Here is a 26,064-nt window from a genome sequence, read left to right on the forward strand (position 1 = left end):
AGCAAAAATGAATGTTTTTAAACGAAAGTTGAATTCCTGCGATGGACCTCATTACCGTATATTCCCACTTAAAACTGTTTAACAAGTGCCGATATAATTTAAGAACAACAATTCCCTAGCAAATGTTGTTCATCATAATGTATTCCTCTATTTTCGTTCACCAATGATTGGTGGACGTTTTTTTGTGCACAGAAAGTTCGCTACACTTGAATAGTTTTCCTAGACCTATTAAAGTAAATGGTAATGATAGAAAAGTAGGTGAAGATTTTGGCGTTACGCAATTATACAATTGGGATGGCCGGTCATATTGACCATGGGAAGACATCCTTAACAAAGGCATTAACGAATGTGGATACAGACCGTCTTAAAGAAGAAAAAGAAAGAAATATATCGATAGAACTGGGTTATGCACCATTAAAAATAGATGAGACCCTCGAGGTTTCAATTATAGATGTGCCTGGGCATGAACGTTTTATTAGGCAAATGATTGCTGGGGTGGCTGGCATTGATTTGGTTATTCTTGTCATTGCTGCTGATGAAGGTGTAATGCCACAAACGAAAGAGCATCTTGAGATCCTTGAATTTTTAGGTATTGAAAAAGGTATCATTGCCGTGAGTAAAATTGATCGGGTGGATGAGGAATTATTAGAACTTGTTGAAGAGGATATAAGGGACAATTTAAAAGGAACCGTTTTTGAAGATGCACCTTTTGTATTAGTGGATAGCCTTTCAAAAAAAGGATTGGAAAATCTAAAACAGCAAATTAAAAAAGAGTTGCAGACGATTGAAATGAGAGATGCAAGAGGCCCGTTTCGTTTGCCGATTGACCAGGTGTTCACGGTTCAAGGTCAAGGGACGGTTGTTAGAGGCACGGTTTACGAGGGAATCGTGGAAAAGGGAAGCACCCTTATGGTATTGCCGCAGGGAATTCCTGTAAAGGTAAGGCAAATCCAAGTCCATCACGAGCAAGTCGATGAGGCGAAGGCCGGACAAAGAGCAGCGTTAAATTTAGGGGGCATTTCAAAACAAGAAGTGGCTCGCGGCGATGTATTAGTCTCATCCGAGCATTTTATAGTGACGGATACACTTGATATTACAATGAAATTTGTCAACGACTTGCGCGCACCGATCAAGCAACGGGCGCCAATTAAGCTACATACCGGGACAACAGAGGTCATGGGGAAAATTGTCTTTTTTGACCGCAATGAGATTGTTGAGGAAAAAAATGAGGTCGTTTGTCAGATTCGCCTTGATGAGTCTGTAGTTTGCAAACGCGGCGACCGTTTTATTTTGCGAAGACCTACTCCAGTTGAAACCATTGGCGGAGGCTGGATCATTGACCCGAAAGGACATAAATACCGCTTCGGTGAGGATACAGTGAAGATGCTTTTGCAAAAGAAGGAAGGCACACCAAGTGAACGGGTTTTTTCTATTTTAAAAGAGAAGGCTTTGTTATCATTTGATGAATTATTGCAGCTATCATCGATGGATAAAGAGGAATTAGCCGCGATCGTAGAGGCCGAAAAAGGCAAAGCTATTTTTGAGCTTTCACGCGGAGAGTATGGCTTATATTCTGATTTTGAATTTATTCAAAAACGGTTGGAGGAAAAATTGTCGGAGTTTCATGAAAAATTCCCGCTTCGTTTAGGACTTAATAAAATGGAGATTGGGCATTTATTTTTAGACCTCTATCCAAAGCGTCTTGTTGATTTTGTTGTTGAAAAACTAATCGAAGAACAATTTTTGCAAAAACAGGATCAATATATCCAGCTTGCCACTTTTTCACAGCATTATCCGGAAAAATGGAGCAAGCGGATGGAAGAGGTTGTGACTTCCATGCAAAAGGATGGCGTAGAAGTCCAGCCGTTTGACCAATATATAAAAACAGCGGGTGTTCCTGAGCAGTATAAGGACGATTTCAAATATTATTTGCTCCAATCCAAAAAGGCTGCTGCCCTTGATGAACAACATTTGATAACAGCTGAGGCTATCCGTCAAACGGCGGCGCTGCTGAAAGAAAAAACCGGAGCAGACTTTACTGTAAAGGATGCTAAAGATGTATTAGGTTTAACGAGAAAATATTTAATCCCATTGTTAGAACTATTTGATACCCAAAAGCTGACAAGGAGGGTAGAAGATAAGAGAAAGTGGGTGGAATAAGGTTGTCTGCAACAAAGATTTTACTTCTTACACCGTATTTTAAAGAAAATCGAGGAAATTCAACAACCGCTAAAAGAATTTCTGCCGGCCTACAGCAAAACGGAATGAAGGTCAGTGTGTTCGCTTACGAGGAAGAAGCATGGAATGAAGATATCCAAACGATTGCAGATGTATGTGATGTCATTCATGTCATTCATTTTTATCGTTTTGCAAAATGGTTAAAAAAAACTAGCTTTCAATTAAATAGACCCTATATCATGACAAATGGGGGGACGGATGTCAACCTTAATTTGGGTAATCAAGTCAGTAGAACCGAGATGCAGCTCCTCATAAAGCGGGCTAACGCTATTACTGTTTTTACTGCTGATGCAAAAGAAAAGATTAAAAGTGCCTATCACCACCTTAATCTAAAAATAGAAGTAATCCCACAAAGTGTGTGGCTGCCACCAGCTGACAAGGTGGGGACCCAAGATCAATGGCTTAATATAGCAGAGGGTAAACCAGCTGTTTTGTTGCCGGCGGGATTACGGCAAGTAAAGGATGTTTTCTTTTTGATGAATGAACTTATTTTTCTACAAAAGAAATATTCTGCTTTGCAGTTTGTAATTTGCGGAATGGTTTTAGATAAAAAGATTTATGAAACGTTACAACTATATATGAAGAAGTATAATTGGATTCATTTTTTAGAAAACGTACCCATTGAAAAAATGGTATCATTATATCAATGGGCTCATATTGTGTTAAATACTTCCATTTCTGAAGGACAGTCATCAGCTTTATTAGAAGCGATGAGTATGGGGTGTGTGGTTTTCGCCCGCAATAATCCGGGAAACTCGAGCATCGTTCAGGATGGAAACAATGGCTACCTTTTCAATGATGGCGACGAATTTTTAAAAAAGCTGGAATCAGTTTTGAATAATGAGGATCAAGTCGTGGAAATCATCCAAAGGGCTAGAAACTATGTTCAGTCTAACCATGGTTTCGAAGATGAAATAGGGGCGTTTATTAGGGTTTATGAAAAATGTGTAGAGTAGTTGGTGGTGTATAAATGAATGTAAACCATCTTAAAGCGTTTGAAAAAGTGGTCCAACTAAAAAGTTTTCAAGAAGCAGCAAAGCAATTATCTGTTTCTCAACCAGCGATTTCGTTAAGAATTCAAGCGCTCGAGGATCATTTTAAAACAAAGCTAGTAAAGCGGAAAGCAGAAGGTGTGCAGCTTACACCGCAAGGAGAAGTGATTTATAGCAGAATAAAAGAAATTCTAAAACTTTGGGAAGAACTCGAAGCACAATTTCTAGGAGGGCAACCAGTTGGAAAACTTGTGATTGGAGCAAGCACCATTCCGTCCGAATATATCCTTCCGAAAATCATTAAAGATTTTAAAGGGATATACCCTGATGTTGATTTTTGTATGAAAATATCTGGGAGTAGGGATGTTGTTGATTGGCTTAAGAATCGCTCGGTTGATGTTGCGATTACAGGAGAGCCGATGAAAACCCCAATTCTGTTTTCTAAACCAATTGTAAGTGAAAAACTAAGTATTATTGCTCCAAATGATTTCATTTTGGAGGATGTGAACAAATTTCACGATTTGTTTGATGCAGAATGGATTTTGCGTGAAGTAAATTCAGATACCAGATCATCATTGGAGAAGACGATTCAATCTCTAGGGTATTCGTTTGAGATGATGAAAGTGGTTGGCGAATTGGGTAGCACCGAAGCGGTCATTGCAGCGGTGGAGGCTGGTCTTGGCATTACAGTGGTTTCTTCTTATGCGGCGGAACGGGCTGAAAAATTTGGCCGTGTCAAAATTATTACGTTGAATGATTTTCAAGTGACAAGAAATTTTTATTTTTCTTGCTTAAAGGAAAATAAAAATCAGCCGCTTATTTCTTCATTTTTAAACTTTATCGAAAACGTCTATCGGATGAATGAAAATGAATAAAAATGAGGGCAGATCAGTGTTTGCTGGTCTGCCCCTTTTATAATGCCTATTTTACGTATAAGGATTTTTTATTGAAATCAGTGACTTCACCAACGATTTTGGCAGCAGTACCATTTTGTTGTTGAAGCTTTTCAACATAGGCTTGCGCTTCATCCTTTGGCATGCTTACTAAAAGTCCACCAGAGGTAATGGCATCACATAAAATATATTGGCCGCTTTGTGAAATAGATGAGGCAAATTCTACATCATCTTTTAGCCACTCATAGTTTGATTTGGATCCCCCAGGAATAACGCCTTCTTCTGCCAACTTGTGAGTGCCATCTAAGATAGGAACGGCATCAAAGTTAATCGTCATGCTAACGTTGCTTCCTTTTGCCATCTCACAGGCATGTCCTAACAGTCCAAAGCCTGTTACATCGGTTACGGCATGGACCTGGTAGCCTTCTAGGGCTTCAGCCGCTTCTTTATTTAGCATTGCCATCGTTTCGATGACCTGTGCTTCTTGTTCAGGTGTTACAACTCCGCGCTTAATACCTGTCGTAAGAATTCCAACGCCAATTGGCTTTGTTAAAACGATTGCATCTCCGGGCTTGGCACCAACATTACGGTAAAACTTTTCCGGATGGACATAGCCGGTAACTGCCATACCGAATTTTGGCTCCTGGTCATCAATCGAATGCCCGCCAACAATAATGGCACCAGCTTCCTTCACTTTCTCAGCCGCTCCTTTTAAGATTTCCGCAAGTGTTTCTGCCCCGAGTTTTTTAATAGGGAAGCCGACGATATTTAAGACCGTTTTAGGTTGTCCCCCCATGGCATAGACATCACTAAGGGCATTCGCCGCAGCAATCTGACCAAACATATAGGGGTCATCAACGATCGGGGTAAAGTAATCCACAGTTTGAATCAAAGCTAAATCATTAGATACACGATAAACTCCTGCATCATCAGATGTATCTATACCAACTAGTAAGTTTGGATCCTGTTCTCTTTCTGGTAATAGTCGCAAAACCTGCGACAATTCGGCTGGGCCGATTTTGCAGCCTCAGCCAGCTTTTGTAGACATAGCCGTTAGGCGAATTTTTTCCTCCACAAATAAACACCTCCAATTCCTAGTATAGTATATCCTTGGCTCAAAACTAAAATAAAATGATTTTTACATGCTAGGCAGATGATTTTACTTACATGATAGGATTGTACTAAAATAAGCGGTAAGAATTACTACAAAGGGGGAAATATTTATGACTTATAAGATTTCTGTAGAATTTTGCACGCAGTGAAACTTTGCTCCAAAAGCCGCGAGTTTCGCGGAGGGTTTACTTACACATTTTCGGAGAGAAATAACATCCTTTGAATTAATTCCTAGCACCGGTGGAGTTTTTGAAGTGACTGTCAATGGTGTGAAGCGCTATTCAAAGCTTGAAACTGGGAAATTTCCAAATGTGGATGAGTTTATTGCAGAATTGGAAGCTATAGGGGAAAAATAATGTGATAAGGTGCCAATCCGTCGGATTTGGCACCTTACTTTTTTACTCGATATTAATATAGCGTTGTTTTCTCCGTTCTTTTTTTGGAATGTGGATTTCCAGTATGCCGTTTTTATAATACGCTTTTGTGTCTCCGGATACTTCATATGGAATTGGAATGACACGTTCAAGTCTCCGATAGTTTCTTTCTTTTTTAAAGTATTTTTTATTGTCATCGATGGTTTCTAATACTTGATTATCATCAGCAGTGATTTTTATTCCTTCATGTACAGCCTCAATTTTGATTTGATTTTCCTGAAATCCAGGAAGTTCTGCCTCAACAATAATTTTCGAACCCATATCATATAAATCAACTCGAAACTGCTGTGGAAAAAAAGAAGTAAATGGGTCCTCCCAAAAACGGTTAAACAGATTGTTCAAGTCTTTCATGACAGGTAAAAATTCATTTTCTTCTTTCTGGTTCATTTGCAAATCTCCTTTACTTAATTTCTCATTATAAAGGTATTCATTTATATGAAAAAATGATTAGGCTCAAGAATACATGAAATTATCGTTCATCCCAAATGAATGGTATAATATGACATGATTTTAAAAGTGGAGGAAGATTATGAAGCAATATTTACGATACTTACCACCTGTACATGAATTACAAAAGTCCAATGCTTATGAGTATTTATTACAAAAATATGGTATAAGCAGTGAACGTTTAACTACTATATTTCAAGAAAAATTGAATGAAATAAGACAACAACTTTTACAACAAAAATGGCAGGGAGAAAATTCTCCGCAAGCGTACGAAACGAAAGAGTATTGGGCAAAGCAAATTTTTGAAAAAGCTGAATTGGCTGCCCGGCAGTTATCACAGTACTATTTAAAAACAATCATTAATGCAACAGGTACAGTTTTACATACGAATTTGGGAAGGGCACGGCTCGGTGAAAAGCAAATCGACCATGTTGTGAAGGTCGCCGCTAATTACTCCAATTTGGAATACAAAATCGATGAGGGGAAAAGAGGGTCTCGCCACGATATTATCGAAGGCTTAATCCAGCAAGTAACTGGGGCAGAAGCGGCAATGGTTGTCAATAACAACGCTGCGGCCGTGTATTTGATTTTGCGTGCCCTTGCGAAAGATAAGGAAGTTATTGTTTCAAGGGGGCAGCTTGTTGAAATTGGCGGCTCATTCAGGATATCCGCTATTATGGAAGAAAGTGGAGCAAAGCTTGTTGAAGTTGGAACAACCAATAAAACTCATTTGTTTGATTATGAGAATGCCATTACTGATGAAACAGCCATGATTTTAAAGGTTCATACCAGTAATTTTAAAGTGATTGGCTTCACTGAAAGTGTGGAGAGCGAAGAACTAGTGGAATTAAAAAAGAAACATGAAAATGTCATCTTTTATGAAGATTTAGGAAGCGGTGTCTTATATGACTTTAAAAAACATGGCATTGGAGATGAGCCGGTCGTTAGAGATGTGATTCAACTAGGAGCTGATCTAGTCTCATTCAGCGGCGATAAACTGCTAGGTGGTCCACAAGCAGGAATTATTGCCGGAAAACGGGAGTTGATCCAAAAATTAAAAAAACATCAACTCGCTCGTGTGCTCCGTGTTGATAAAATGACGTTTGCCGCACTTGAAGCTACACTTAAAGCATATGTCATGGGTGAGCATACTCTAAGAGATATTCCCACATTGCGTGATATTTTGCAAACGGAAGAAGAGATTGAAGCTCGGGCTTCTAAATTTCAACAGCAATTAGTAGAGACGGGTACCTCATATAGTTGTACACTTGAGAAAGATTTTTCTCAAGTCGGTGGCGGGACAATGCCAGATGAAAAAATCCCAACAATAGTAGCCGCCGTGGCTCATCCGACATTAACTTCGGAAGAGCTGGCAGTTAACTTAAGATTGTTTACCCCAAGCATTGTCGCACGCCAAAAAGATAATAAAGTTATACTTGATTTTAGAACGATAGCAGACGATGAATTGGATGTAATCCTTGACGCTTTCCATTCATTTGATTAAATGATCAAGCACGCTACATGTCGTGGCTTTGGTTATTCTTTTGTCGCGTATGATTATGGTTTTTCACCTTTTTCGAGCCACTTAATGCTTCAGGTTGGTTTGTAGGCTGCTGCTGGTTTTTTGGCTGATTCGTACGTCCAGATCCCATCGTAATCCCTCCTTTTAGGCTTAGGATGGATTGTGCTATGACATTTTATACAGAATTTAGGGTCGTAAAGGTATCCGCGGACATCAGTTCCGTTATCAGTAGTAAATACGATGTTTTTATACAGTAAGTGAACTACTTGCTGTATGAATATCCCTTCTTTTGTACACAATATAGCCAGAATGCTATATCACATAAGGAGTTGGATATCAAACATGCCATACAATAAAAATAAACAACAAGCATACCAAGCAGCCCAACAAGGTGTTGATCATGCCGTTGATATTTATAAAGATCTAGTAAAAAATGATCCGGATTATGGCCATCATTTAAAGGATTTAAAAAATGAAGTCAATGAGGCATTTCAGCAAATCGATAACGCACTAGAGGTGGCTTCAGAAAATCAGTTGGATCAGCTTCACAAATTTAAAAGTGATCTCGAGTCCATCGTTAGTGGTGTCAATTTTGAAGATTAAATAAAAAACCGCTTCTGTTTTAGAGGCGGTTTTTGCTAGTAAAAATGTAAATGAAAGACATTACTGATTTTTTTTCTTTTTCTTATTAAATTGCTTTTGTGTGGCAGTAAGAGGTTCATTCGACAATTCCTCATTAAAACCTGCCCCTGTGCCCTGAGCTTTAGCAGCATTCATACCTGGTATCACATGATTTGCTTTTCTTTTTGGCATCATCAATCACCTCCGATATTAGCATTTGAAAAAGTGTCATAAATATACAAAATTTTATCGTAATGTAAAGAATATGACACAAGAATGGATTCGGTTATTTACTTAGACGAAAAATTCTATTAAAATGATAGAGTAATGAAATGGGAGACATATTGTGATTTTTTTTTGACAATTACGACAATATGTTAAACTTTACAGGGGGGTACATATAAATGGCAAACAATGATGTGTTTAATGCACGGAAAACGTTTGAAGCAAATGGCAAATCGTATAACTATTACGATTTAAGCGCTCTTGAAGGCGTGGGTAATATTTCAAAATTGCCATACTCAATTAAAGTATTACTTGAATCTGTTCTTCGCCAAGTTGACGGACGTGTCATCACGAAAGAGCATGTTGAAAACCTTGCAAAATGGGGCACAAAAGAGTTACAAGATATTGATGTTCCATTTAAGCCAGCTCGTGTTATTTTACAAGACTTCACAGGCGTACCTGCAGTTGTTGACTTAGCTTCTCTAAGAAAAGCAATGGCAGATATGGGTGGAGACCCTGCGAAAATCAATCCTGAAATTCCAGTTGATCTAGTTATCGACCACTCTGTTCAAGTAGATAAAGCTGGAACAGCTGATTCTCTAGAATTTAACATGGAATTAGAGTTCCAACGCAATAATGAGCGTTATCAGTTCTTAAGCTGGGCAACAAAAGCATTTGACAACTATCGTGCCGTTCCACCAGCAACAGGTATCGTTCACCAAGTTAACCTTGAGTATCTTGCAAATGTTGTAATGACAAAAGAAGAAAACGGTGAAGTAGTTGCATTCCCTGACACATTAGTAGGTACTGACTCTCATACTACAATGATCAACGGTATCGGTGTTCTTGGATGGGGTGTTGGTGGTATTGAAGCAGAAGCTGGAATGCTTGGACAACCTTCATACTTCCCAGTACCAGAAGTTATCGGTGTTAAATTAGTTGGCTCACTTCCAAGTGGAACAACTGCTACTGACATCGCTCTAAAAGTAACACAAGTATTACGTGAGAAAAAAGTAGTAGGTAAGTTTGTTGAGTATTTTGGTCCTGGTCTTGCGCAAATGCCGCTTGCTGACCGCGCGACTATTTCTAATATGGCTCCTGAATATGGTGCTACATGTGGCTTCTTCCCAGTTGATAAAGAAGCACTTAACTACCTACGTTTAACTGGCCGTTCTGAAGAGCAAATTGCGCTTGTTGAAGCATATTGCCGTGCAAATGGTTTATTCTATGTTGCTGGTGAATCAGAAGACGCAGTTTATACAAGTGTTGTTGAAGTCAATCTTTCTGATATCGAACCAAATCTTTCTGGTCCTAAGCGTCCACAAGACTTAATTCCACTTACAAAGATGCAAGAGCAGTTCAAAAAAGCTGTTGTTGCTCCACAAGGAACACAAGGTCTTGGCTTAACAGAAAAAGAATTCGACAAAGAAGTTACTGTCAAGCTTGCTGACGGTACTGAAACAACAATGAAAACAGGTGCAATTGCCATCGCTGCAATTACAAGCTGTACAAACACTTCTAACCCATACGTACTAGTTGCTGCTGGTTTAGTTGCGAAAAAAGCGGTTGAAAAAGGACTTCAAGTACCTGCATATGTTAAAACATCTTTAGCACCAGGTTCTAAAGTTGTTACTGGCTACTTGAAAAATTCTGGACTTCTTCCATACCTTGAGCAACTTGGCTACAACATTGTAGGTTATGGTTGTACAACATGTATCGGTAACTCAGGTCCATTAGCACCAGAAATTGAAAAAGCAATTGCTGACAATGACCTAACTGTTTCTGCAGTACTTTCAGGTAACCGTAACTTTGAAGGACGTATCCATCCATTAGTTAAAGCTAACTACTTAGCATCACCACCATTAGTAGTAGCTTACTCACTAGCTGGAACTGTTGATGTTGATCTTCGCAACGATTCACTTGGAAAAGATAAAGACGGCAACGATGTTAAGTTCGCTGATATCTGGCCTTCTTATGATGAAATTCAAGCAGTTGTTGAGAAAACAGTTACACCTGAATTATTCCGTGCAGAGTATGCTGAAGTATTCAAGAGCAATTCACGCTGGAATCAAATCGAGTCTCCAGATGATGCTTTATATAATTGGGATGAAGAATCTACTTACATCCAAAATCCTCCATTCTTTGAAGGATTAACAAAAGAATTAAGAGAAATCAAGTCATTAACTGGTATGCGTGTAATTGGTAAGTTCGGTGACACTGTTACTACTGACCATATCTCACCAGCTGGTTCTATTGCGAAAGATGCTCCTGCAGGTAAATACCTACAAGAGAAGGGTGTAAGCCCACGCGACTTTAACTCTTATGGTTCACGTCGTGGTAATGACCGTGTAATGACAAGAGGTACTTTTGCGAATATCCGTATCCGTAACCAGATTGCTCCTGGTACTGAAGGCGGTTTGACAACTTACTGGCCAACAGGCGAAGTTACATCAATCTTTGATGCAGCTATGAAGTACAAAGAAAATGGTACTGGCTTAGTAATCCTAGCTGGTAAAGATTACGGTATGGGATCTTCTCGTGACTGGGCTGCTAAAGGTACATTCCTACTTGGAATTAAAACAGTTATTGCTGAGAGCTACGAGCGTATCCACCGTTCAAACCTTGTGTTAATGGGTGTTCTTCCACTTCAATTTAAAGAAGGCGAAAATGCTGAATCACTTGGCTTAACTGGTAAAGAAACAATCGAAGTTCAAATCGATGAAAATGTAAAACCACGTGACTTCGTAAAAGTTACAGCTACTAAGGAAGATGGTTCTAAAGTAGAATTCGAAGCACTTGCTCGTTTCGACTCAGAAGTTGAAATCGACTACTACCGTCATGGTGGTATCCTACAAATGGTTTTACGCGAAAAATTAGCTAAATAATAAGAAGCGTAAGCTTGTATTTGAAAGTGCGGTATTGTCAATTGGCAATACCGTGCTTTTTTGTTATAATCGATACATACTGGGGTAATCAGCAGAAAGGGAAGAAGGCTATGAAGAAAACCATTGCTATCATTGTATTTATTGGATTAATAGGGTATATGATTTACACAACTGCTTTTACTGAAAAAGCTGCAGATGTTGGACTTGAGAAAGGGAACATTGCTCCGGATTTTGAATTAGTAACGACGACTGGGGAAAAAGTAAAACTCTCTGACTTCCGTGGCAAAAAAGTATTGTTAAATTTTTGGGCTTCATGGTGTGGTCCATGTCGTGCTGAAATGCCTGATATGGAAAAACTTAATAAAGAAGGTCATGATGACCTCGTTATTTTAGCCGTCAATGCGACGCAAACAGAAAAAAGTAAAGAAGATCCTAAATCGTTTATTAAGGAATTAGGCTTAACTTTCCCAATCGCTTTTGATGAAAAAGGTGAAGTTGTAAAAATGTACCAGGTGATTGCATTACCAACCTCCTATTTTATTGATAGTAAAGGAAAAATCAATGAAAAATATACCGGAACGTTAAGTCATGAACAAATGTTAAATGGCATATCAAAATTAGATTGATTTTTTCTTGTAGAAAGCCCTGTATTTCCAAGGGCTTTTTATTATTTGGACAAGCTTTGTGACTTAATTCACAAATTTGTCATACACAAAACAAAAAAAGACTGTATAATGAAGATAACGCTTACAAAAATACTCGCTACAAATATGCTATTATGTGAAGAAATGTACAAGACAGACAAACGCACAAGTAATGCACCAGATTCTTTTATATAATATGATGTGAACGGTTTCACAAATCGGGGAGAAGAGGAGAAAAAAATGAAGAAATATATATTTTTATTTTATGATGAAAATAAATCACAGCAATGCTGCCTATGTGAGAAAAGCATTGAAGCTTGTGGAATGTATGAGGCTTTTACGAAAGCGCAACAAGTTGCCAATGACGTTGCAAAGAAAAGCGATTGTTCTTTAAAGGTTGAATTAAAAGAAGTGCAATACTTTGATGAATATGAATTTGTCGATGCTTTATAAATCTAAGAGGTGAAAATTATTCGGATGAACAAATATAATAATTTTTATTAAACATGCTGCTTTTTGAAAACGATTCAAAAGCGGCATGTTTTTTTGTTCAAAACGATACCGGTAGTCAGGTTCATTTATGAATGTAATATTTTTATAATAATGTTGCAATATTCAGGAAAATTAATTATAATAAAAATCAACAACCCGATGACAGCAAAAAACCTGCTGCATGACCGGTTTGATATTTCTTGAATATATAAAGATTATTGATATTATTCACTCGAGCTTCTTTTGCGAGAAGACGAGCCTTGGGTAAGAGTCAGTAAAACTCTCAATGTTGTATGGACATTGTTTGTTTTGCTGACTCTTTTGTTTTTTTAATAATAAGAAAGAGGTGATATTGTGGAAAGGGCTTTGGAGGGAATACGAATTTTAGATGTTTCGCGGGTATTGGCAGGACCGTTCTGTACGATGATTCTTGGAGATCTGGGGGCTGAGGTAATTAAAATTGAACATCCCAAGGTTGGCGATGAAACGCGATACTGGGGTCCACCCTTCGTTAACGGTGAAAGCGCATACTATTTATGTGCTAACCGTAATAAACAAAGCATGACGTTGAATTTAAAAACGGAACAAGGAAAGGAAATATTTCGTAACTTGGCCTCCACCAGCGATGTCGTTGTCCAAAATTTCAAAACCGGCACTCTTGACAAGATGGGTTTGGGGTACAAACAGTTAAAAGAGTTAAATCCAGGAATCATTATGGCTTCAATTACGGGTTTTGGAACAACCGGCCCTTATAAGGATCTACCGGGATATGATTATATTATTCAAGCAATGAGTGGCTTGATGAGTATTACGGGTGAAGCTGAAGGGAGCCCCATGAAGGTTGGGGTTGCGATTGCCGATGTTCTAACTGGTTTATATACCTGCATTGGTATCTTGTCTGCGTTACATTATCGGCAAAATACTGGGGAAGGTCAAGAAATTGACATTTCATTAATGGACAGTCAGGTTTCTGCTTTAATCAATGTTGCAAGCAATTATTTATGCGGTGGAGTGACACCTGAAAGATTGGGAAATCAGCATCCAAATATTGTACCGTATCAGGTTTTTCATGCCAGTGATGGAGAATTAGTTATCGCCGTAGGAAATGATGAGCAATTCCGGCGCTTTGCATCTGTTTTGGGGATTCCTGAACTTGCAGAAATGGAAGAGTTCAGGGCTAATTCCAGCCGTTTACGGAATAAGGATCAACTCATTTCCATTTGTGAGGAAGAGCTTTCGAAAAGAACCAAAAAGGAATGGAAGACGTTAATGGATGAAGCGGGTATTCCCAATGGGCCAATTAACACAATCGAAGAAATGTTCAATGACCCGCAGATAAAGGCGAGACAAATGGTAGTAGAAATGGAGCACCCGTTGATTGATAACTTAAAATTAACAGGGTCGCCCATAAAACTTTCAAAATCCCCTGTAACGATGAGGCACCATCCTCCTTTATTTGGGGAACATACCGAATCAGTTTTGAGAAATATAGGATACAAATCAGAAGAAATTGCTAAATTTTTAAGAAATGAAATTGTTTAAAATACAAAATTGTAAAAAAGTAGGAGGAATTTTCATGATGAATTTTGAATTAACAGAAGAGCAGCAAAGTGTGCAAAAGATGGTAAGAAAGTTTGTTGATAAGGAAATTATCCCTTACATTCAAGAGTGGGACCGCAAAGGCGAATTCCAACCTGCGATCATGAAAAAATTGGCGGATTTGCAGTTGATGGGAGTTTGTATTCCTGAAGAGTATGGTGGTGCCGGGATGGATTATAATACACTTGCGATTGTTTGTGCTGAGCTCGAACGTGGCGACACTGCTTACCGAACAGCGGTTTCCGTTCATACAGGTTTAAATAGTATGACATTATTGCAATGGGGCACTGAGGAACAAAAGCAAAAATATCTAGTACCTCAAGCAAAGGGTGATAAGGTTGGAGCGTTTGGTTTGACAGAGCCTAATGCCGGAAGTGATGTTGCGGCAATGAATTCAACGGCAAGACGTGAGGGGGATTATTATATCCTTAACGGTTCAAAAACATGGATTTCACTTTGTGATTATGCGGATAACTTTATCATTTTTTCAAAAACTGATCATGATATGGCCCACAAAGGGATTACTGCATTTATCGTGGAACGTACATTTTCGGGAGTAGAAACAAGAGGATTTAAGGGAAAGCTGGGAATTCGTGCAGGGAATACCGGAGAAGTCTTTTTATCTGATGTAAAAGTGCCGGTGGCTAACAGACTTGGTGAAGAAGGGGAAGGCTTTAAAATAGCAATGGCTGCTTTAGATAATGGCCGGTTTACTGTAGCGGCAGGAGCGGTTGGTCTAATTGAAGCTTCTCTTGAAGCGAGTTTGAAATATTGTCACGAGCGTAAAACATTTGGTAAAGAGATTGGAAAACATCAGCTTGTTCAACAAATGATTGCCAAAATGAGCGCAAATCTTGAGATTTCCAAATTGCTAGTTTATAAGGCAGGTTGTTTGAAAAATCAAGGAAAACGAAACACAAAGGAAACTTCCCTTGCAAAATGGATTTCATGTAATGCGGCATTTGAAGCGGCAAATGATGCTGTTCAAATTCACGGTGCATATGGTTATTCGGATGAATATCCAGTAGAACGCTTCCTTCGTAACTCGAAAGCTCCAGTTATTTACGAGGGGACTAGAGAAATTCACACAATCATGCAGGGCGAGTATGCGCTGGGATACCGTGAAGATAAGCCATTACGTAAGATGTTGCCCGCTTGGCCATTTGAGCAAGTTTCCTTACAAAAATAAAACAAAGGGGACTAAATAATGTACACATATTTTATAGCAGGGCATGCAAAGCTTCCACAAGGAATGGCAGCAAGGAATGTCTACGAAACAATTACACTTACATTAGAAGTAGATTTTAAGTACGGAGTGATAGTAGACGCTTCTTGTACGCTTGCAACCGAACATGGTCGCGGTTTTATTCGACAATTGTTGCGTGGCTATTGTCTAAATGACGGAATTGATGAATTAATTGACCGGGTGAAAATGCATTACCGTGGAAAAGCAGGTCATGCTATTCAAGCAGCCCTAGTTGATGTGTATGGGCAGTTCGAGACAGTATCAAAAAAATAATAATATCGTAAAGGTCATACTAGGACCGCTCTTGGTATGATCTTTTATCTCAAAATAAAACATGATGCAAAATTAAATCAATTTTGATTCAGTTTTACAATTTAATTCAAATTTGGATTAAATGTAGAGCATAAATTAATAAAGTGTCTGATAAAAGTATAACTAAAATACTATAAAAGTCAGACAATTTAACTTTATGAAAAAGTGGCATACGAATTGCATATGAAAAGATAAAGCGATAAGGAGTGAAATCATCTCCTATTTTAAGAAATGAAAGCGTTTTAAATAAACATTTGAAAGGAAGATGACGATGAGTTTCGCAAATATTCAAGAGAATTTACCTGGAAAGAAATCTAAAGAACTAGTTGAAAGAAGACAAAAAATTGTTCCAAAAGGAGTTAGTAACGGTGTGCCTGCTTTTGCCCAAAAAGCTGAAGGTGCATTGATTACAGATATAGATGGCAACACTTTTATTGACTTCGTTGGTGCGATTGGGGTCATGAATGTTGGTCACAATCATCCGAAGGTAAAGAAGGCTTTGCATGAGCAGGTTGATCAATTTATTCATACCGGCTTTAACGTGATGATGTACGAACCGTATATTGAGCTAGCGGAGAAATTAGCCCATTTGGCTCCTGGTGATCATGAAAAGCAGGTTCTTTTGCAAAATAGTGGTGCAGAGGCGGTTGAAAATGCCGTGAAAATTGCCCGTAAATTCACGAAAAGACAAGGGATCATTTCCTTTTCTAGAGGATACCATGGCAGAACATTAATGACGATGACAATGACCAGCAAAGTGAAGCCTTATAAATTTGAATTTGGTCCATTTGCCCCTGAAGTCTATCGAGCACCCTTCCCATATATGTACAGAAGACCTGAAGGATTGTCAGAAGAGCAATACGTAGAACAAGTGCTTGCTGATTTTAAAAACTACTTTATTACAGACGTCGCACCGGAAACAATCGCAGCTGTTGTAATGGAACCTGTCCAAGGCGAGGGTGGTTTTATCATCCCCAATAAACGTTTTGTACAGGGAGTGTATGAGTTCTGTAAACAAAATGGAATTCTTTTTATTGCCGATGAAATACAAACCGGTTTTGCGCGAACAGGACGCTATTTTGCGATTGAACATTTTGACGTTTTACCAGATATGATTACCGTCTCCAAATCAATGGCAGCAGGTGTACCACTTAGCGGTGTAATTGGCCGCAAAGAAATCATGGATTTATCAGAGCCAGGCGAACTTGGCGGCACATATAGCGGTAGTCCACTTGGATGTCGAGCAGCTTTAGCCGTTCTTGACATTATTGAAGAAGAAAATCTTAATCAGCGCAGTTTAGAGATTGGAAAAGTTGTCATGAATAAATTTGAACAACTTTCTAAACAGTACGACTGTATCGGTGATGTTAGGGGACTTGGGGCTATGTGTGCAATGGAAATAGTAAAAGATAAGATTTCAAAGGAACCCTCAAAGGAATTAACAAGCCAAATTATAAAAGAAGCGAATAAAAGAGGTCTGCTATTGTTTAGTGCGGGTGTATACAGTAATGTCATCCGCTTACTTATGCCGTTGGTTATTACGGATGAACAATTGGAGGAAGGCCTAAATATTATTGAGAAATCGATTGCGACAGTTTCGAAAAGTAATGTGCAAATGATTTAACATAATCTAATAGCTTGCATGACGAAATATGGAACTTTCACGGAAATTACTTTCAGAATCTTCCGAAATATCATAAAAAGGAGTGAAATGAAATATGGCTTCAACCCGATTAGCTATTGATGTAGGTGGCACGTTTACTGATGTTTTTGTTTTTGATGAGAATACTGGACAAATTTCTGTTACTAAAACCCCATCAACACCTTCCAATCCGGAACGTGGAATATTAGACGGAATTCTAAAAGCAAATATTGATGGTAGAGACATTAAAGTCTTTTCACATGGGACTACGGTTGGAACCAATGCTTTAATTGAGAGGAAGTTACCAAAAACTGCTTTAATTACAACAAAAGGATTTAGAGATGTTCCCGAAATTCGGAGGGGAACGAAAGATGATATTTGGGATATGTATAAGGATACCCAAAAACCATATATTGCAAGGAGAAATCGGTTTGAGGTTAACGAAAGGACTGATTTTGATGGGAATATCATTACTGAAATTGATGAAGAGGAAGTACGGCAATTAGCCAGGAAATTAAAAAAACGCGAGACAGAGTCCATTGCCGTTTGTTTCATAAATTCTTACGTAAATGGTGAAAATGAGGCGAAAGTAAAAGAGATATTGGTAGAAGAACTGCCTGATACCTATGTTTGTATATCAAGTGAAGTGCTGCCAGAGATTTTTGAGCATGAACGCATGAGTACAACGATTATTAATGCAATACTAGGCCCAATTGTCAGCAAATATATTAAAACATTAGAGAGAGAAATGGCGCAAAAAGGTTATGAGGATGATATTCTTGTTCTGCATTCTGGTGGCGGTGTTATGACATCAACAACTGTTCCGCGTTATGCGGCAAGACTTGCAAGCTCAGGTATCGCTGCCGGAGCGATTGCAAGTAAACATATTGCAAAGCTTTGTGGATTTAAAAATGCCATCGGGCTTGATATGGGCGGAACAAGTACAGATATTTCTCTTATGTACGATGGTGATATAAGAATTACAAAGGATTGGTCAATTGAATACGGCTATCCAATTGGGTTCCCTAGTATAGAAATATTGACCATTGGTGCCGGCGGCGGTAGCTTAGCTTGGGTAGATGAGGGAGGTTCTTTACGAAATGGACCGCAAAGTGCCGGAGCCATTCCTGGGCCCGCATGCTATAGCCGAGGTGGGGTTGAGCCTACTAACTCTGATGCAAACCTGGTTCTTGGCCGCCTAGGAACAGATTTATTAAATGGCACAATGAAGCTGGATAAGGCAAAGGCGAAACAAGCTATTGAAAAAATTGCTAATCGATTTAACTATACAATCGAGGAAGCTGCAAACGCCGTTATTCAAGTGGCTAATGCCAATATGTGCGATGCGTTGCGATTAATATCCATCAGACGCGGTTATGATCCGCGGGATTTTGCTCTCGTAGCTTTTGGTGGGGCAGGACCATTACATGGTGCAGAATTGGCAAAGGAAATGGATATTCCTACGATTATTGTGCCGCCACATCCGGGTGTGGCAGCAGCAATGGGCTGTTTACTAGTAGATGTCCGTCATGATATTACAAAAACATTTGTAAGAAATGCAAATCATGTTTCTTTAGAAGAATTAGAAACGGAATTTACCACGATGGAAAAAGATGCAGAAGAATTGCTGGCTGAAGAAGGAGTAGAAAAGGATCGTTCGACGCTGATGCGCTACATAGATATGCGTTATAAAGGTCAATGGCGGTCATTAGCTGTACCAGTGAGCGAAAAGCTTCATTCACTAAATGATGTATTGGATATCTTTCATGATGAACATAAACGTGAATTTTCATTTTCAAATCGTGACCAATTAGTTGAAATTTATGGATTACGGGTAACAGCGATTGGGAATGTACCGAAACCAGAATTTCCAAAGTATGGGCCAGTGGGTAGGGTGGAAGAGGCCTTAAAAGAGGTAAGAGATGTATATTTTGATGGAAAGGTAATCGCAACAAATGTATATGACCGTGAGAAAATTCCTGTTCTATCTGAAGTTCAAGGACCTGCCATTGTTGATCAACTTGATACAACAACGGTTATACCACCTGGATTTACAGCAAAAGTGGATGTATTTAGAAACTTAATTGTCACTTTAAACAAATAAATAACAGGAGAGGTGTAAGGGATGATTAAAATCACGAACGAACAGACGAACCGTCTTGATCCGGTCACATTTGAAGTGTTGAAAAATGGATTTGTTAATTTAGTGGATCAAATGGCAGAACAAATGCTTAGAACATGTTATTCATTTGTAATTTATAATCGTGACTTTAGCTGCGCACTATGTGACGCCGAAGGAAACACCGTCATGCAAGGAACGCAGGATATTTCTGTCCATGTAGGGACATTGCATTTAACAGCAAAGGCTGTGATTGAAGACTTTAAGGACGATATACATCCCGGAGATGTCTTTTTAATCAATGATCCATATAGGGGTGGGACACATTTTAACGATACACGCGTTGTTATGCCTGTATTTTATGGTGATAACTTAATTGCTTTTATGCAGACGAATGGTCATTGGGCAGATATGGGTGGTTCCACACCGGGATCCTTTGATATTAGGGCTAAGGAACATTTTGGTGAAGGCGTTAGGATTCCACCGGTAAGAATCGTAAGTAAAGGCCAATACTTGAAGGATGTTATAAATGTAATAACGAAGAATATGAGACTTCCTGAAGAAAGAATTGGGGATTTACAGGCACAAATAGAAGCTGCAAAAATCGGGCAGAACCAATTAGTGGGGATTATTGAAAAATATGGACTGGATACCACTATCATTGCTTTTGAAGAGGTTCAAAATTATGTAGAGCGGCTGGCAAAAGCAAAAGTTAAAACTTTGCCAAAAGGTACTTGGGACACGGTTGATTATATTGATATGGATCCTGATATTGGTGATGGAATGATTCCGATTCAAGTGAAAATGACCATAGCAGATGACGAAATTTTATATGATTTACATGGATCACATCCATATATAGGCTGCTTCTTAAATGCCGGTTTTGGAGCGTCACTTTCGGCAGTTTATGCTGGTACGAAAACATTCTTCCCTGAGATTCCTTTAAATTCAGGATTTTATCGAGTTGTAAAGGTTATTCTGCCGGAAAACTCGGTTGTAAATGCTCCCAGCCCAATAGCTGTAACTGGTTTTTGTTCAGGTGCTTTTGAAAAAATTATGAACGCTTGTTTTGAACTTTGGTCAAATATTATGCCGGAAAGAGCACTTGCCTGTTCTTTTAATCTAGAATATTTATTAATTGGCGGCAATGATAGAAGAAATGATGATAATAACTTCTTTATGTGGTATGACTGGATGGCCGGTGGGCACGGCGGTCGTATTGATCGCGATGGCGCAAATGCAACCTCCCCCGTTTTCGGTGTTGGTTTAAGTGTACAGCCATGTGAAGGTCAAGAGCGATTATCTCCAGTGATCACGACAAAGCACGAAATTATTACAGATTCAGCCGGACCTGGTAAATTTCGTGGAGGTTGTGGTGTTGAGAAGGGAGGCGTTTTAACGAAAATTAATCATACGGTCATGTCCTATTGCTGTGATCGTTCCCGCTCAGTAACATGGGGTATTTTTGGAGGGTTACCGTCATACCCACATGGGGCTTGGCTTAATCCTGGAAAAGAGAATAAACAATTTTTAGGAACGATCTTTTCTAATGTAAAGGTATCAAGTGGTGACTCTTTTGTTAGGCCTTCAGCAGGTGGGGGAGGATTGGGCGATCCTCTTGAACGTGATTTGAATGCTGTCTTGGAAGATGTCATTGATGAATACGTTTCCATTGAAAGAGCAAAAAAAGATTATGGTGTTGTGATTAAAGAAATTGATCGAGATCTGGATCTTTTTGAAATTGATTATGAAGCTACAAAATTAGAAAGAGATTTTATTAAAAATAGCCGCAAAAACTGGCTTGAAACAGACCCAACGATTGTTGAACAACAATTTGTAAATGGCGAAATTGATAAATTAGATGCGATTCGCCGTTACGGCGTCATTATGGATTATGCAACAAATAAAGTTTTATTAAACTCTACCGAGCAATTTAGAGAGTCTATGAGAAAACGTTCAATGGCTTATTGGAAATAACAATGGTTTTAAACAGGTTCCACTGGTAATTTAATCTGTTCAAAAGCAATTCATGAACATTCGTTAATCATAGAGTCCTATAAAATAAAACGGAGGCGAATCCATTGAATGATCCGAAACTGTTAAAAATTCTGGGTAATAAAGATGTCCTTTCACTTGCATTTGGGGCGATGATTGGCTGGGGCTGGGTCGTAACAGCAGGATTATGGATTTCAGAAGCAGGCTCCCTTGGAGCAATCTTGGCTTTTATTATCGGTGGCTTTTTAGTATTGTTTGTTGGCTTAACCTATGCTGAACTAGCATCTTCCCTGCCGCTCGCCGGCGGGGAGCATGTCTATAGCTATAAGGCTATGGGCCGGACTGCTTCGTTTATCACAACATGGGCGATTATTCTTGGATATGTATCAGTTGTCGCTTTTGAAGCAGTTGCACTTCCAACTGTATTTGAATATTTAGTCCCTAATTATAGCCAAGGTTATTTATATTCTATCGCTGGTTGGGATGTAACTGCTACCTGGGCTGGAGTTGGTATTGTCGGATCAATATTAATTACATGGATCAATCTTCGTGGGATAAAACTGACAACATCGATTATGTTTTTATTAACCATTCTCATTGCCGTAGCGGGAATTTTATTAATTACGGGAAGTTCATTAGCAGGAAGCACTGAAAATATGAAACCATTATTTGAAAAAGGAATGGGCGGCTTGTTAGCAGTCTTGATCATGACACCTTTCATGTTTGTTGGTTTTGACGTGATTCCGCAAGCTTCAGAGGAGATTAATTTACCACAGAAAAAAATTGGACAGTTGTTGCTGTTTTCAGTTGTGCTGGCGATTGTTTGGTATGTGGCAATCATTTTTGGTGTATCACGCGTATTAACACCAGAGGAAATGAGTACATCAAATCTTGTAACAGCTGATGCAATGGCAAAAGCTTTTGGCGGCAGTAAAATGATGGCAAATATTCTAGTCCTTGGTGGAGTGGGTGGAATTGTAACAAGCTGGATTGGATTTTTTGTAGGTGGAAGCCGTGCAATATATGCATTAGCTAAAGCAGGCATGCTCCCAAAGTTTTTGGGAGAATTACATCCTAAATATAATACACCCCATAAGGCTATTTTATTGATAGGAGTATTTTCCACCATTGCCCCATTATTTGGTAGACCTGCACTTGTTTGGCTAGTAGATGCTGGTGGACTTGGATTAGTAATATCATGGCTAATGGTTGCCATTTCATTTATTATTTTACGAAAAAAAGAACCGACCATGAAACGTCCGTTTCGGCTGCGTGGTGGGACTGTGATTGGCTGGATTGCGGTAGTAATGGCCTTTGGCATCTCGATCCTTTATATGCCAGGAATGCCATCAGCATTAGTATGGCCATATGAGTGGGTGATTATCTTCGCATGGGCAGGACTAGGCATGATCTTTTATAAAATTTCCACCGCTAAATATGGTAAAAGGTTTTCGGATCAACATATGGAAGAAGAAATTGCTAGAGTGATAGAATATGAAGGTGAAGAGTGGAATGAAGAAGATGAGGAAGCTGAATATGAAAAGGTAAATTAGGTAAAAAAAGTTTTCGGGAGTTGAGATTAATTGACCACAAATTTAATGTTTATCAACGGGGAAAGAGTAAATAGTGAAAACCAAGAATTCATTGAAGTAATTAACCCGGCTACAAATAAAGTCATAGCGAGCATTCCGAATGGAGGAAAGGTAGAAGCTCGAAAATCGGTTGATGCAGCGCACGCTGCTTTTAAAGCTTGGTCGAAAAAAACGGCAAATGATCGCAGCGAATTGCTTATGAAATGGTTCCAACTCATTGAAGAAAATAAAGAAGAGCTGGGACGAATCATGACGATTGAACAAGGAAAACCATTAAAAGAAGCGATTGGTGAAGTGAACTATGCAAATAGTTTTATTTCGTGGTACGCAGAAGAAGGAAAACGGATTTATGGTGAGACCATTCCAGCTACGCATGTAAATAAACGAATCTTAGTTCAAAAACAGCCTGTTGGTGTGATTGCAGCCATAACTCCATGGAATTTCCCGGCAGCTATGATTACCAGAAAGGTGGCACCAGCGCTTGCTGCAGGCTGTACAGCAGTCATTAAACCGGCAACGCAAACACCGTTAACAGCGTTAAAATTAATTGAATTAGCTGCAGAAGCGGGAATTCCTAAAGGAGTATTAAATATTGTTACAGGTGATTCAAGAGCCATTGGTGAAGCATGGTTGGAGGATGATCGTGTCCGTAAAATTACCTTTACCGGTTCAACTGAAGTTGGGAAAATATTGATGAAAGGTGCTGCTGATACAGTAAAAAAACTCTCGTTGGAATTAGGTGGCCATGCACCGTTCATTGTGATGGATGATGCCAACTTGGATAAAGCGGTTAAAGGTGTCATTGCCTCTAAATTTAGAAATGCTGGGCAAACATGTATATGTACAAACCGTGTCTATGTCCATGAGTCAATCAAAGAACAGTTCAATGAAAAATACACAGCAGCAGTGAAAAAATTAAAGGTTGGAAATGGACTTGATAGTGGAGTTGACGTTGGGCCGCTTATTGATGGGAAAGCTTTGGATAAAGTGAAGGAACATATTAAAGATGCCCTTAGTAAAGGTGCCGTTGTCTTAACGGGTGGGAATGCGGTAAACATTGAAAATGGCTTCTATTTTGAACCAACCATTCTTTCTAATGTAACCGACGATATGTTATGTATGACGGAAGAAACATTTGGACCTCTTGCACCTGTAACCACGTTTAAGACGGAGGAGGAAGTAATCGAAAGAGCGAACGCTTCTAAATATGGCTTAGCGGCCTATGTCTTTACTGAGAGCCTTGGTCGGGCAATCCGCATTAGTGAACAATTGGAATATGGTATTGTTGGTGTAAATGATGGGCTTCCATCCGTTGCCCAAGCCCCATTTGGCGGATTCAAGGAAAGCGGTCTTGGAAGAGAAGGTGGCCATTATGGCATAGAAGAATTCCTTGAAATCAAATACATCTCCTTTGAAATCTAAGTTTTAGATGTCCAGTCCATATTGAAAACTGAACTAAGTAAATTTTTCATTAAAGCCAAATAATTGAATGAAGATTACCGAAAAAGGACAACTCTACACTTCGATAGGTGTAGAGTTTTGTCCTTTTTCTTTGCCACTTCTTACATAAGTCCAGAGGACTGAATGTTGTATTTCTTAAGTTTTCGAACAACAGAAGGCTGACTAATCCCTAATAGTTTGGCCATTTCATATGTCGAGTTGCACTGGTTAAAAGCTATCAACAGACATTGTTTTTCCACGTTTTCTATCTCCTTTTTGAGATCAAGACTAGAAATATTCTTTTCATCATCTATTTTCCATCGGCTTTCTTTACATAGCGGGACTTCACGGCTGTTGATTTCGCTCTGATCAAGAACAGCTGCTGGTAAATCACTTGGTAAAATAACGGCTTCCTCTGTTGTTAATACAAGCCTTTCTAGTAAATTTTCCAATTCACGTACATTTCCTGGCCACCGGTAGTGAATCAATGCTTTGAGGGTAGCGGGATGCAGCCTTTTATCTGTTTTATACTTTTGGTTGATTTTATCATTATAGTGCTGTAGTAAAAAGGTAATATCCTCTTTTCGGTCGCGAAGGGGAGGGATATGAAGCGGAATCACATTTAACCGATAATACAAATCAAGTCGAAACTTTCCTTCATCGACCATTCGCTCCAAGTTTTGATTTGTAGCTGTTACAAGTCGGAAATCAATCCGATGTTCTTTTTTGCCGCCAACTCTCATGAATTTTTTTTCTTGTAATACTTTTAATAATTTAACTTGAACTGAGAGTGGGAGTTCGCCAATTTCATCTAAAAACAATGTACCATTGTGGGCTTGCTCAATCATTCCCTGTTTCCCCTTTCTTTCTGCACCTGTAAAAGAACCTGGCTCATATCCGAACATTTCTGACTCAAATAAACTTTCTGGGATGGTGCTGCAGTTAACTTCGATAAATGGTTCATCGCGACGCAGGCTTTGTTTATGAAGCTCATGGGCAAACAAGCTTTTTCCAACACCGGATTCACCCAAAAACATGACTGCAGCATCTGAATTAGCAACGCGATAGAGCCTATTAATAATTTGCTGCATTTCTTTACTTCGAAAGAGAACATCTTCTTTGCGGCGCAGTTCCTCCACCTCAATTTGGTAGCTTTTAAGTTTTTTTTCTAATTGTATGTATTGGTCTTGAAGCTCTTTTATTTCTGTATGATCCTGGGCATAGCTGATGATTCTTATAATATTTCCTTCATCGTCAAAAATAGGATAGGCCTTTGTCATAATCACTTTACCTGTTTTGGTATTCTGCATGATTTGTACAGGTTTATTTTCTCTTAGTACCATGGCCGTAATAGATGGAGAAAGTATTTCTTCACTCTCAAGTTGGTACACAGATTTTCCTTTGATTTCATTATACTTGGTTCCATAATCTGCCCAGTGCTCAGGATTTGATTTCAAAATAACCCCATTTCCATCGGCAATTGTAATATTGTTATTTGAAGTTTTTATAATAGCATCAAGTAGCTTATCAGTAATAGATTTCATCTTGGCAATCCCCTTCCAAATTCAACCGAAACATAATATGTAAGTAACTAGTATAAAGCGCTTAATTTT

General features: G+C 38.9%; 21 protein-coding genes and 1 pseudogene. 17 read left to right on the top strand and 5 right to left on the bottom strand.

Annotated features, from left to right (window positions below):
• Window positions 1–267: 267 nt before the first annotated feature.
• The 3 genes from selB to ACNQFZ_RS20540 are packed head-to-tail and all read left to right on the top strand — an operon-like array spanning window position 268 to window position 4,105.
• Window positions 268–2,160 carry a selenocysteine-specific translation elongation factor gene (selB, locus tag ACNQFZ_RS20530; protein WP_458413146.1) on the top strand — a complete coding sequence of 631 codons (1,893 nt, stop codon included), beginning with the start codon at window positions 268–270 and terminating at the stop codon, window positions 2,158–2,160.
• Between the two features lie 2 nt (window positions 2,161–2,162).
• Window positions 2,163–3,194 carry a glycosyltransferase gene (locus ACNQFZ_RS20535; RefSeq protein ID WP_458413147.1) on the top strand — a complete coding sequence of 344 codons (1,032 nt, stop codon included), beginning with the start codon at window positions 2,163–2,165 and terminating at the stop codon, window positions 3,192–3,194.
• Window positions 3,195–3,208: 14 nt separating this feature from the next.
• Window positions 3,209–4,105, top strand: coding sequence for a selenium metabolism-associated LysR family transcriptional regulator (locus tag ACNQFZ_RS20540; protein ID WP_458413148.1), 897 nt, complete (start codon window positions 3,209–3,211; stop codon window positions 4,103–4,105).
• 46 nt (window positions 4,106–4,151) lie between these two features.
• Here ACNQFZ_RS20540 and selD read toward each other — a convergent pair whose 3' ends face one another.
• Window positions 4,152–5,171 carry a selenide, water dikinase SelD gene (gene selD / locus ACNQFZ_RS20545; protein ID WP_458415459.1) on the bottom strand — a complete coding sequence of 340 codons (1,020 nt, stop codon included), beginning with the start codon at window positions 5,169–5,171 and terminating at the stop codon, window positions 4,152–4,154.
• A gap of 226 nt (window positions 5,172–5,397) precedes the next feature.
• Here selD and ACNQFZ_RS20550 point away from each other — a divergent pair.
• Window positions 5,398–5,592 (top strand): annotated as a pseudogene (locus ACNQFZ_RS20550) (Rdx family protein); the annotation flags it as partial.
• Window positions 5,593–5,634: 42 nt separating this feature from the next.
• On the opposite strand, the gene ACNQFZ_RS20555 reads toward ACNQFZ_RS20550, so the two are convergent.
• The gene (locus ACNQFZ_RS20555) at window positions 5,635–6,057 is read right to left on the bottom strand and encodes an Hsp20/alpha crystallin family protein (RefSeq protein WP_458413149.1); all 423 of its coding nucleotides are present in this window, start codon (window positions 6,055–6,057) and stop codon (window positions 5,635–5,637) included.
• A gap of 142 nt (window positions 6,058–6,199) precedes the next feature.
• On the opposite strand from ACNQFZ_RS20555, the gene selA reads away from it, so the two are divergent.
• On the top strand, window positions 6,200–7,621 hold the full coding sequence (gene selA, locus ACNQFZ_RS20560; RefSeq protein WP_458413150.1) for an L-seryl-tRNA(Sec) selenium transferase: 1,422 nt from the start codon (window positions 6,200–6,202) through the stop codon (window positions 7,619–7,621).
• A 13-nt stretch (window positions 7,622–7,634) separates the two neighbouring features.
• Here selA and ACNQFZ_RS20565 read toward each other — a convergent pair whose 3' ends face one another.
• The gene (locus tag ACNQFZ_RS20565; RefSeq protein ID WP_173730277.1) at window positions 7,635–7,769 is read right to left on the bottom strand and encodes a small acid-soluble spore protein P; all 135 of its coding nucleotides are present in this window, start codon (window positions 7,767–7,769) and stop codon (window positions 7,635–7,637) included.
• Window positions 7,770–7,981: 212 nt separating this feature from the next.
• On the opposite strand from ACNQFZ_RS20565, the gene ACNQFZ_RS20570 reads away from it, so the two are divergent.
• A complete protein-coding gene (locus ACNQFZ_RS20570) occupies window positions 7,982–8,242 on the top strand; it encodes a hypothetical protein (RefSeq protein ID WP_458413151.1) in 261 nt (86 codons plus the stop codon).
• Between the two features lie 60 nt (window positions 8,243–8,302).
• Here the strand turns inward: ACNQFZ_RS20570 and sspO are convergent, their stop codons facing one another.
• Window positions 8,303–8,452 (bottom strand): small acid-soluble spore protein O, encoded by a 150-nt coding sequence (gene sspO / locus ACNQFZ_RS20575; RefSeq protein WP_458415460.1) that lies wholly within the window; start codon window positions 8,450–8,452, stop codon window positions 8,303–8,305.
• Between the two features lie 212 nt (window positions 8,453–8,664).
• Here sspO and acnA point away from each other — a divergent pair, with 212 nt between their 5' ends.
• The 11 genes from acnA (at window position 8,665) to ACNQFZ_RS20630 (ending at window position 24,433) form a co-directional block, all read left to right on the top strand.
• Entirely contained in the window at window positions 8,665–11,370 is a 2,706-nt protein-coding gene (acnA, locus tag ACNQFZ_RS20580; protein ID WP_458413152.1) for an aconitate hydratase AcnA, read from the top strand.
• Between the two features lie 110 nt (window positions 11,371–11,480).
• Window positions 11,481–11,996, top strand: a complete 516-nt coding sequence (locus ACNQFZ_RS20585; RefSeq protein WP_458413153.1) for a redoxin domain-containing protein — start codon at window positions 11,481–11,483, stop codon at window positions 11,994–11,996.
• A gap of 258 nt (window positions 11,997–12,254) precedes the next feature.
• Window positions 12,255–12,467, top strand: a complete 213-nt coding sequence (locus ACNQFZ_RS20590; protein WP_458413154.1) for a hypothetical protein — start codon at window positions 12,255–12,257, stop codon at window positions 12,465–12,467.
• Between the two features lie 393 nt (window positions 12,468–12,860).
• Window positions 12,861–14,048 (top strand): CaiB/BaiF CoA transferase family protein, encoded by a 1,188-nt coding sequence (locus ACNQFZ_RS20595; RefSeq protein WP_458413155.1) that lies wholly within the window; start codon window positions 12,861–12,863, stop codon window positions 14,046–14,048.
• A 37-nt stretch (window positions 14,049–14,085) separates the two neighbouring features.
• A complete protein-coding gene (locus ACNQFZ_RS20600) occupies window positions 14,086–15,294 on the top strand; it encodes an acyl-CoA dehydrogenase family protein (protein ID WP_458415461.1) in 1,209 nt (402 codons plus the stop codon).
• A gap of 18 nt (window positions 15,295–15,312) precedes the next feature.
• Window positions 15,313–15,624, top strand: a complete 312-nt coding sequence (locus ACNQFZ_RS20605) for a DUF3870 domain-containing protein (protein ID WP_458413156.1) — start codon at window positions 15,313–15,315, stop codon at window positions 15,622–15,624.
• A gap of 304 nt (window positions 15,625–15,928) precedes the next feature.
• Complete coding sequence (gene gabT, locus ACNQFZ_RS20610) at window positions 15,929–17,287, top strand: 4-aminobutyrate--2-oxoglutarate transaminase (protein WP_458413157.1); 1,359 nt, start codon at window positions 15,929–15,931, stop codon at window positions 17,285–17,287.
• Window positions 17,288–17,381: 94 nt separating this feature from the next.
• Entirely contained in the window at window positions 17,382–19,409 is a 2,028-nt protein-coding gene (locus ACNQFZ_RS20615) for a hydantoinase/oxoprolinase family protein (protein ID WP_458413158.1), read from the top strand.
• A gap of 21 nt (window positions 19,410–19,430) precedes the next feature.
• Window positions 19,431–21,401, top strand: coding sequence for a hydantoinase B/oxoprolinase family protein (locus ACNQFZ_RS20620; protein ID WP_458413159.1), 1,971 nt, complete (start codon window positions 19,431–19,433; stop codon window positions 21,399–21,401).
• Between the two features lie 104 nt (window positions 21,402–21,505).
• Window positions 21,506–22,972, top strand: coding sequence for an APC family permease (locus tag ACNQFZ_RS20625; protein WP_458413160.1), 1,467 nt, complete (start codon window positions 21,506–21,508; stop codon window positions 22,970–22,972).
• 45 nt (window positions 22,973–23,017) lie between these two features.
• Window positions 23,018–24,433 (top strand): NAD-dependent succinate-semialdehyde dehydrogenase, encoded by a 1,416-nt coding sequence (locus tag ACNQFZ_RS20630; protein ID WP_458415462.1) that lies wholly within the window; start codon window positions 23,018–23,020, stop codon window positions 24,431–24,433.
• Window positions 24,434–24,573: 140 nt separating this feature from the next.
• On the opposite strand, the gene ACNQFZ_RS20635 is transcribed toward ACNQFZ_RS20630, so the two are convergent.
• Window positions 24,574–25,995 (bottom strand): sigma-54 interaction domain-containing protein, encoded by a 1,422-nt coding sequence (locus ACNQFZ_RS20635; RefSeq protein WP_458413161.1) that lies wholly within the window; start codon window positions 25,993–25,995, stop codon window positions 24,574–24,576.
• Window positions 25,996–26,064: the final 69 nt, after the last annotated feature.

The organism is Schinkia acidoalkalinis, assembly GCF_054301215.1.

Coding starts and splice junctions, on each gene's coding strand:
- ACNQFZ_RS20555 (WP_458413149.1), bottom strand. CDS start 6,057: ATGAACCAGAAAGAAGAAAATGAATTTTTACCTGTCATGAAAGACTTG.
- sspO (WP_458415460.1), bottom strand. CDS start 8,452: ATGCCAAAAAGAAAAGCAAATCATGTGATACCAGGTATGAATGCTGCT.
- ACNQFZ_RS20620 (WP_458413159.1), top strand. CDS start 19,431: ATGATTAAAATCACGAACGAACAGACGAACCGTCTTGATCCGGTCACA.
- ACNQFZ_RS20585 (WP_458413153.1), top strand. CDS start 11,481: ATGAAGAAAACCATTGCTATCATTGTATTTATTGGATTAATAGGGTAT.
- acnA (WP_458413152.1), top strand. CDS start 8,665: ATGGCAAACAATGATGTGTTTAATGCACGGAAAACGTTTGAAGCAAAT.
- ACNQFZ_RS20570 (WP_458413151.1), top strand. CDS start 7,982: ATGCCATACAATAAAAATAAACAACAAGCATACCAAGCAGCCCAACAA.
- ACNQFZ_RS20600 (WP_458415461.1), top strand. CDS start 14,086: ATGAATTTTGAATTAACAGAAGAGCAGCAAAGTGTGCAAAAGATGGTA.
- ACNQFZ_RS20605 (WP_458413156.1), top strand. CDS start 15,313: ATGTACACATATTTTATAGCAGGGCATGCAAAGCTTCCACAAGGAATG.
- selA (WP_458413150.1), top strand. CDS start 6,200: ATGAAGCAATATTTACGATACTTACCACCTGTACATGAATTACAAAAG.
- ACNQFZ_RS20615 (WP_458413158.1), top strand. CDS start 17,382: ATGGCTTCAACCCGATTAGCTATTGATGTAGGTGGCACGTTTACTGAT.
- ACNQFZ_RS20635 (WP_458413161.1), bottom strand. CDS start 25,995: ATGAAATCTATTACTGATAAGCTACTTGATGCTATTATAAAAACTTCA.
- ACNQFZ_RS20540 (WP_458413148.1), top strand. CDS start 3,209: ATGAATGTAAACCATCTTAAAGCGTTTGAAAAAGTGGTCCAACTAAAA.
- ACNQFZ_RS20565 (WP_173730277.1), bottom strand. CDS start 7,769: ATGGGATCTGGACGTACGAATCAGCCAAAAAACCAGCAGCAGCCTACA.
- ACNQFZ_RS20590 (WP_458413154.1), top strand. CDS start 12,255: ATGAAGAAATATATATTTTTATTTTATGATGAAAATAAATCACAGCAA.
- ACNQFZ_RS20630 (WP_458415462.1), top strand. CDS start 23,018: ATGTTTATCAACGGGGAAAGAGTAAATAGTGAAAACCAAGAATTCATT.
- gabT (WP_458413157.1), top strand. CDS start 15,929: ATGACGATGAGTTTCGCAAATATTCAAGAGAATTTACCTGGAAAGAAA.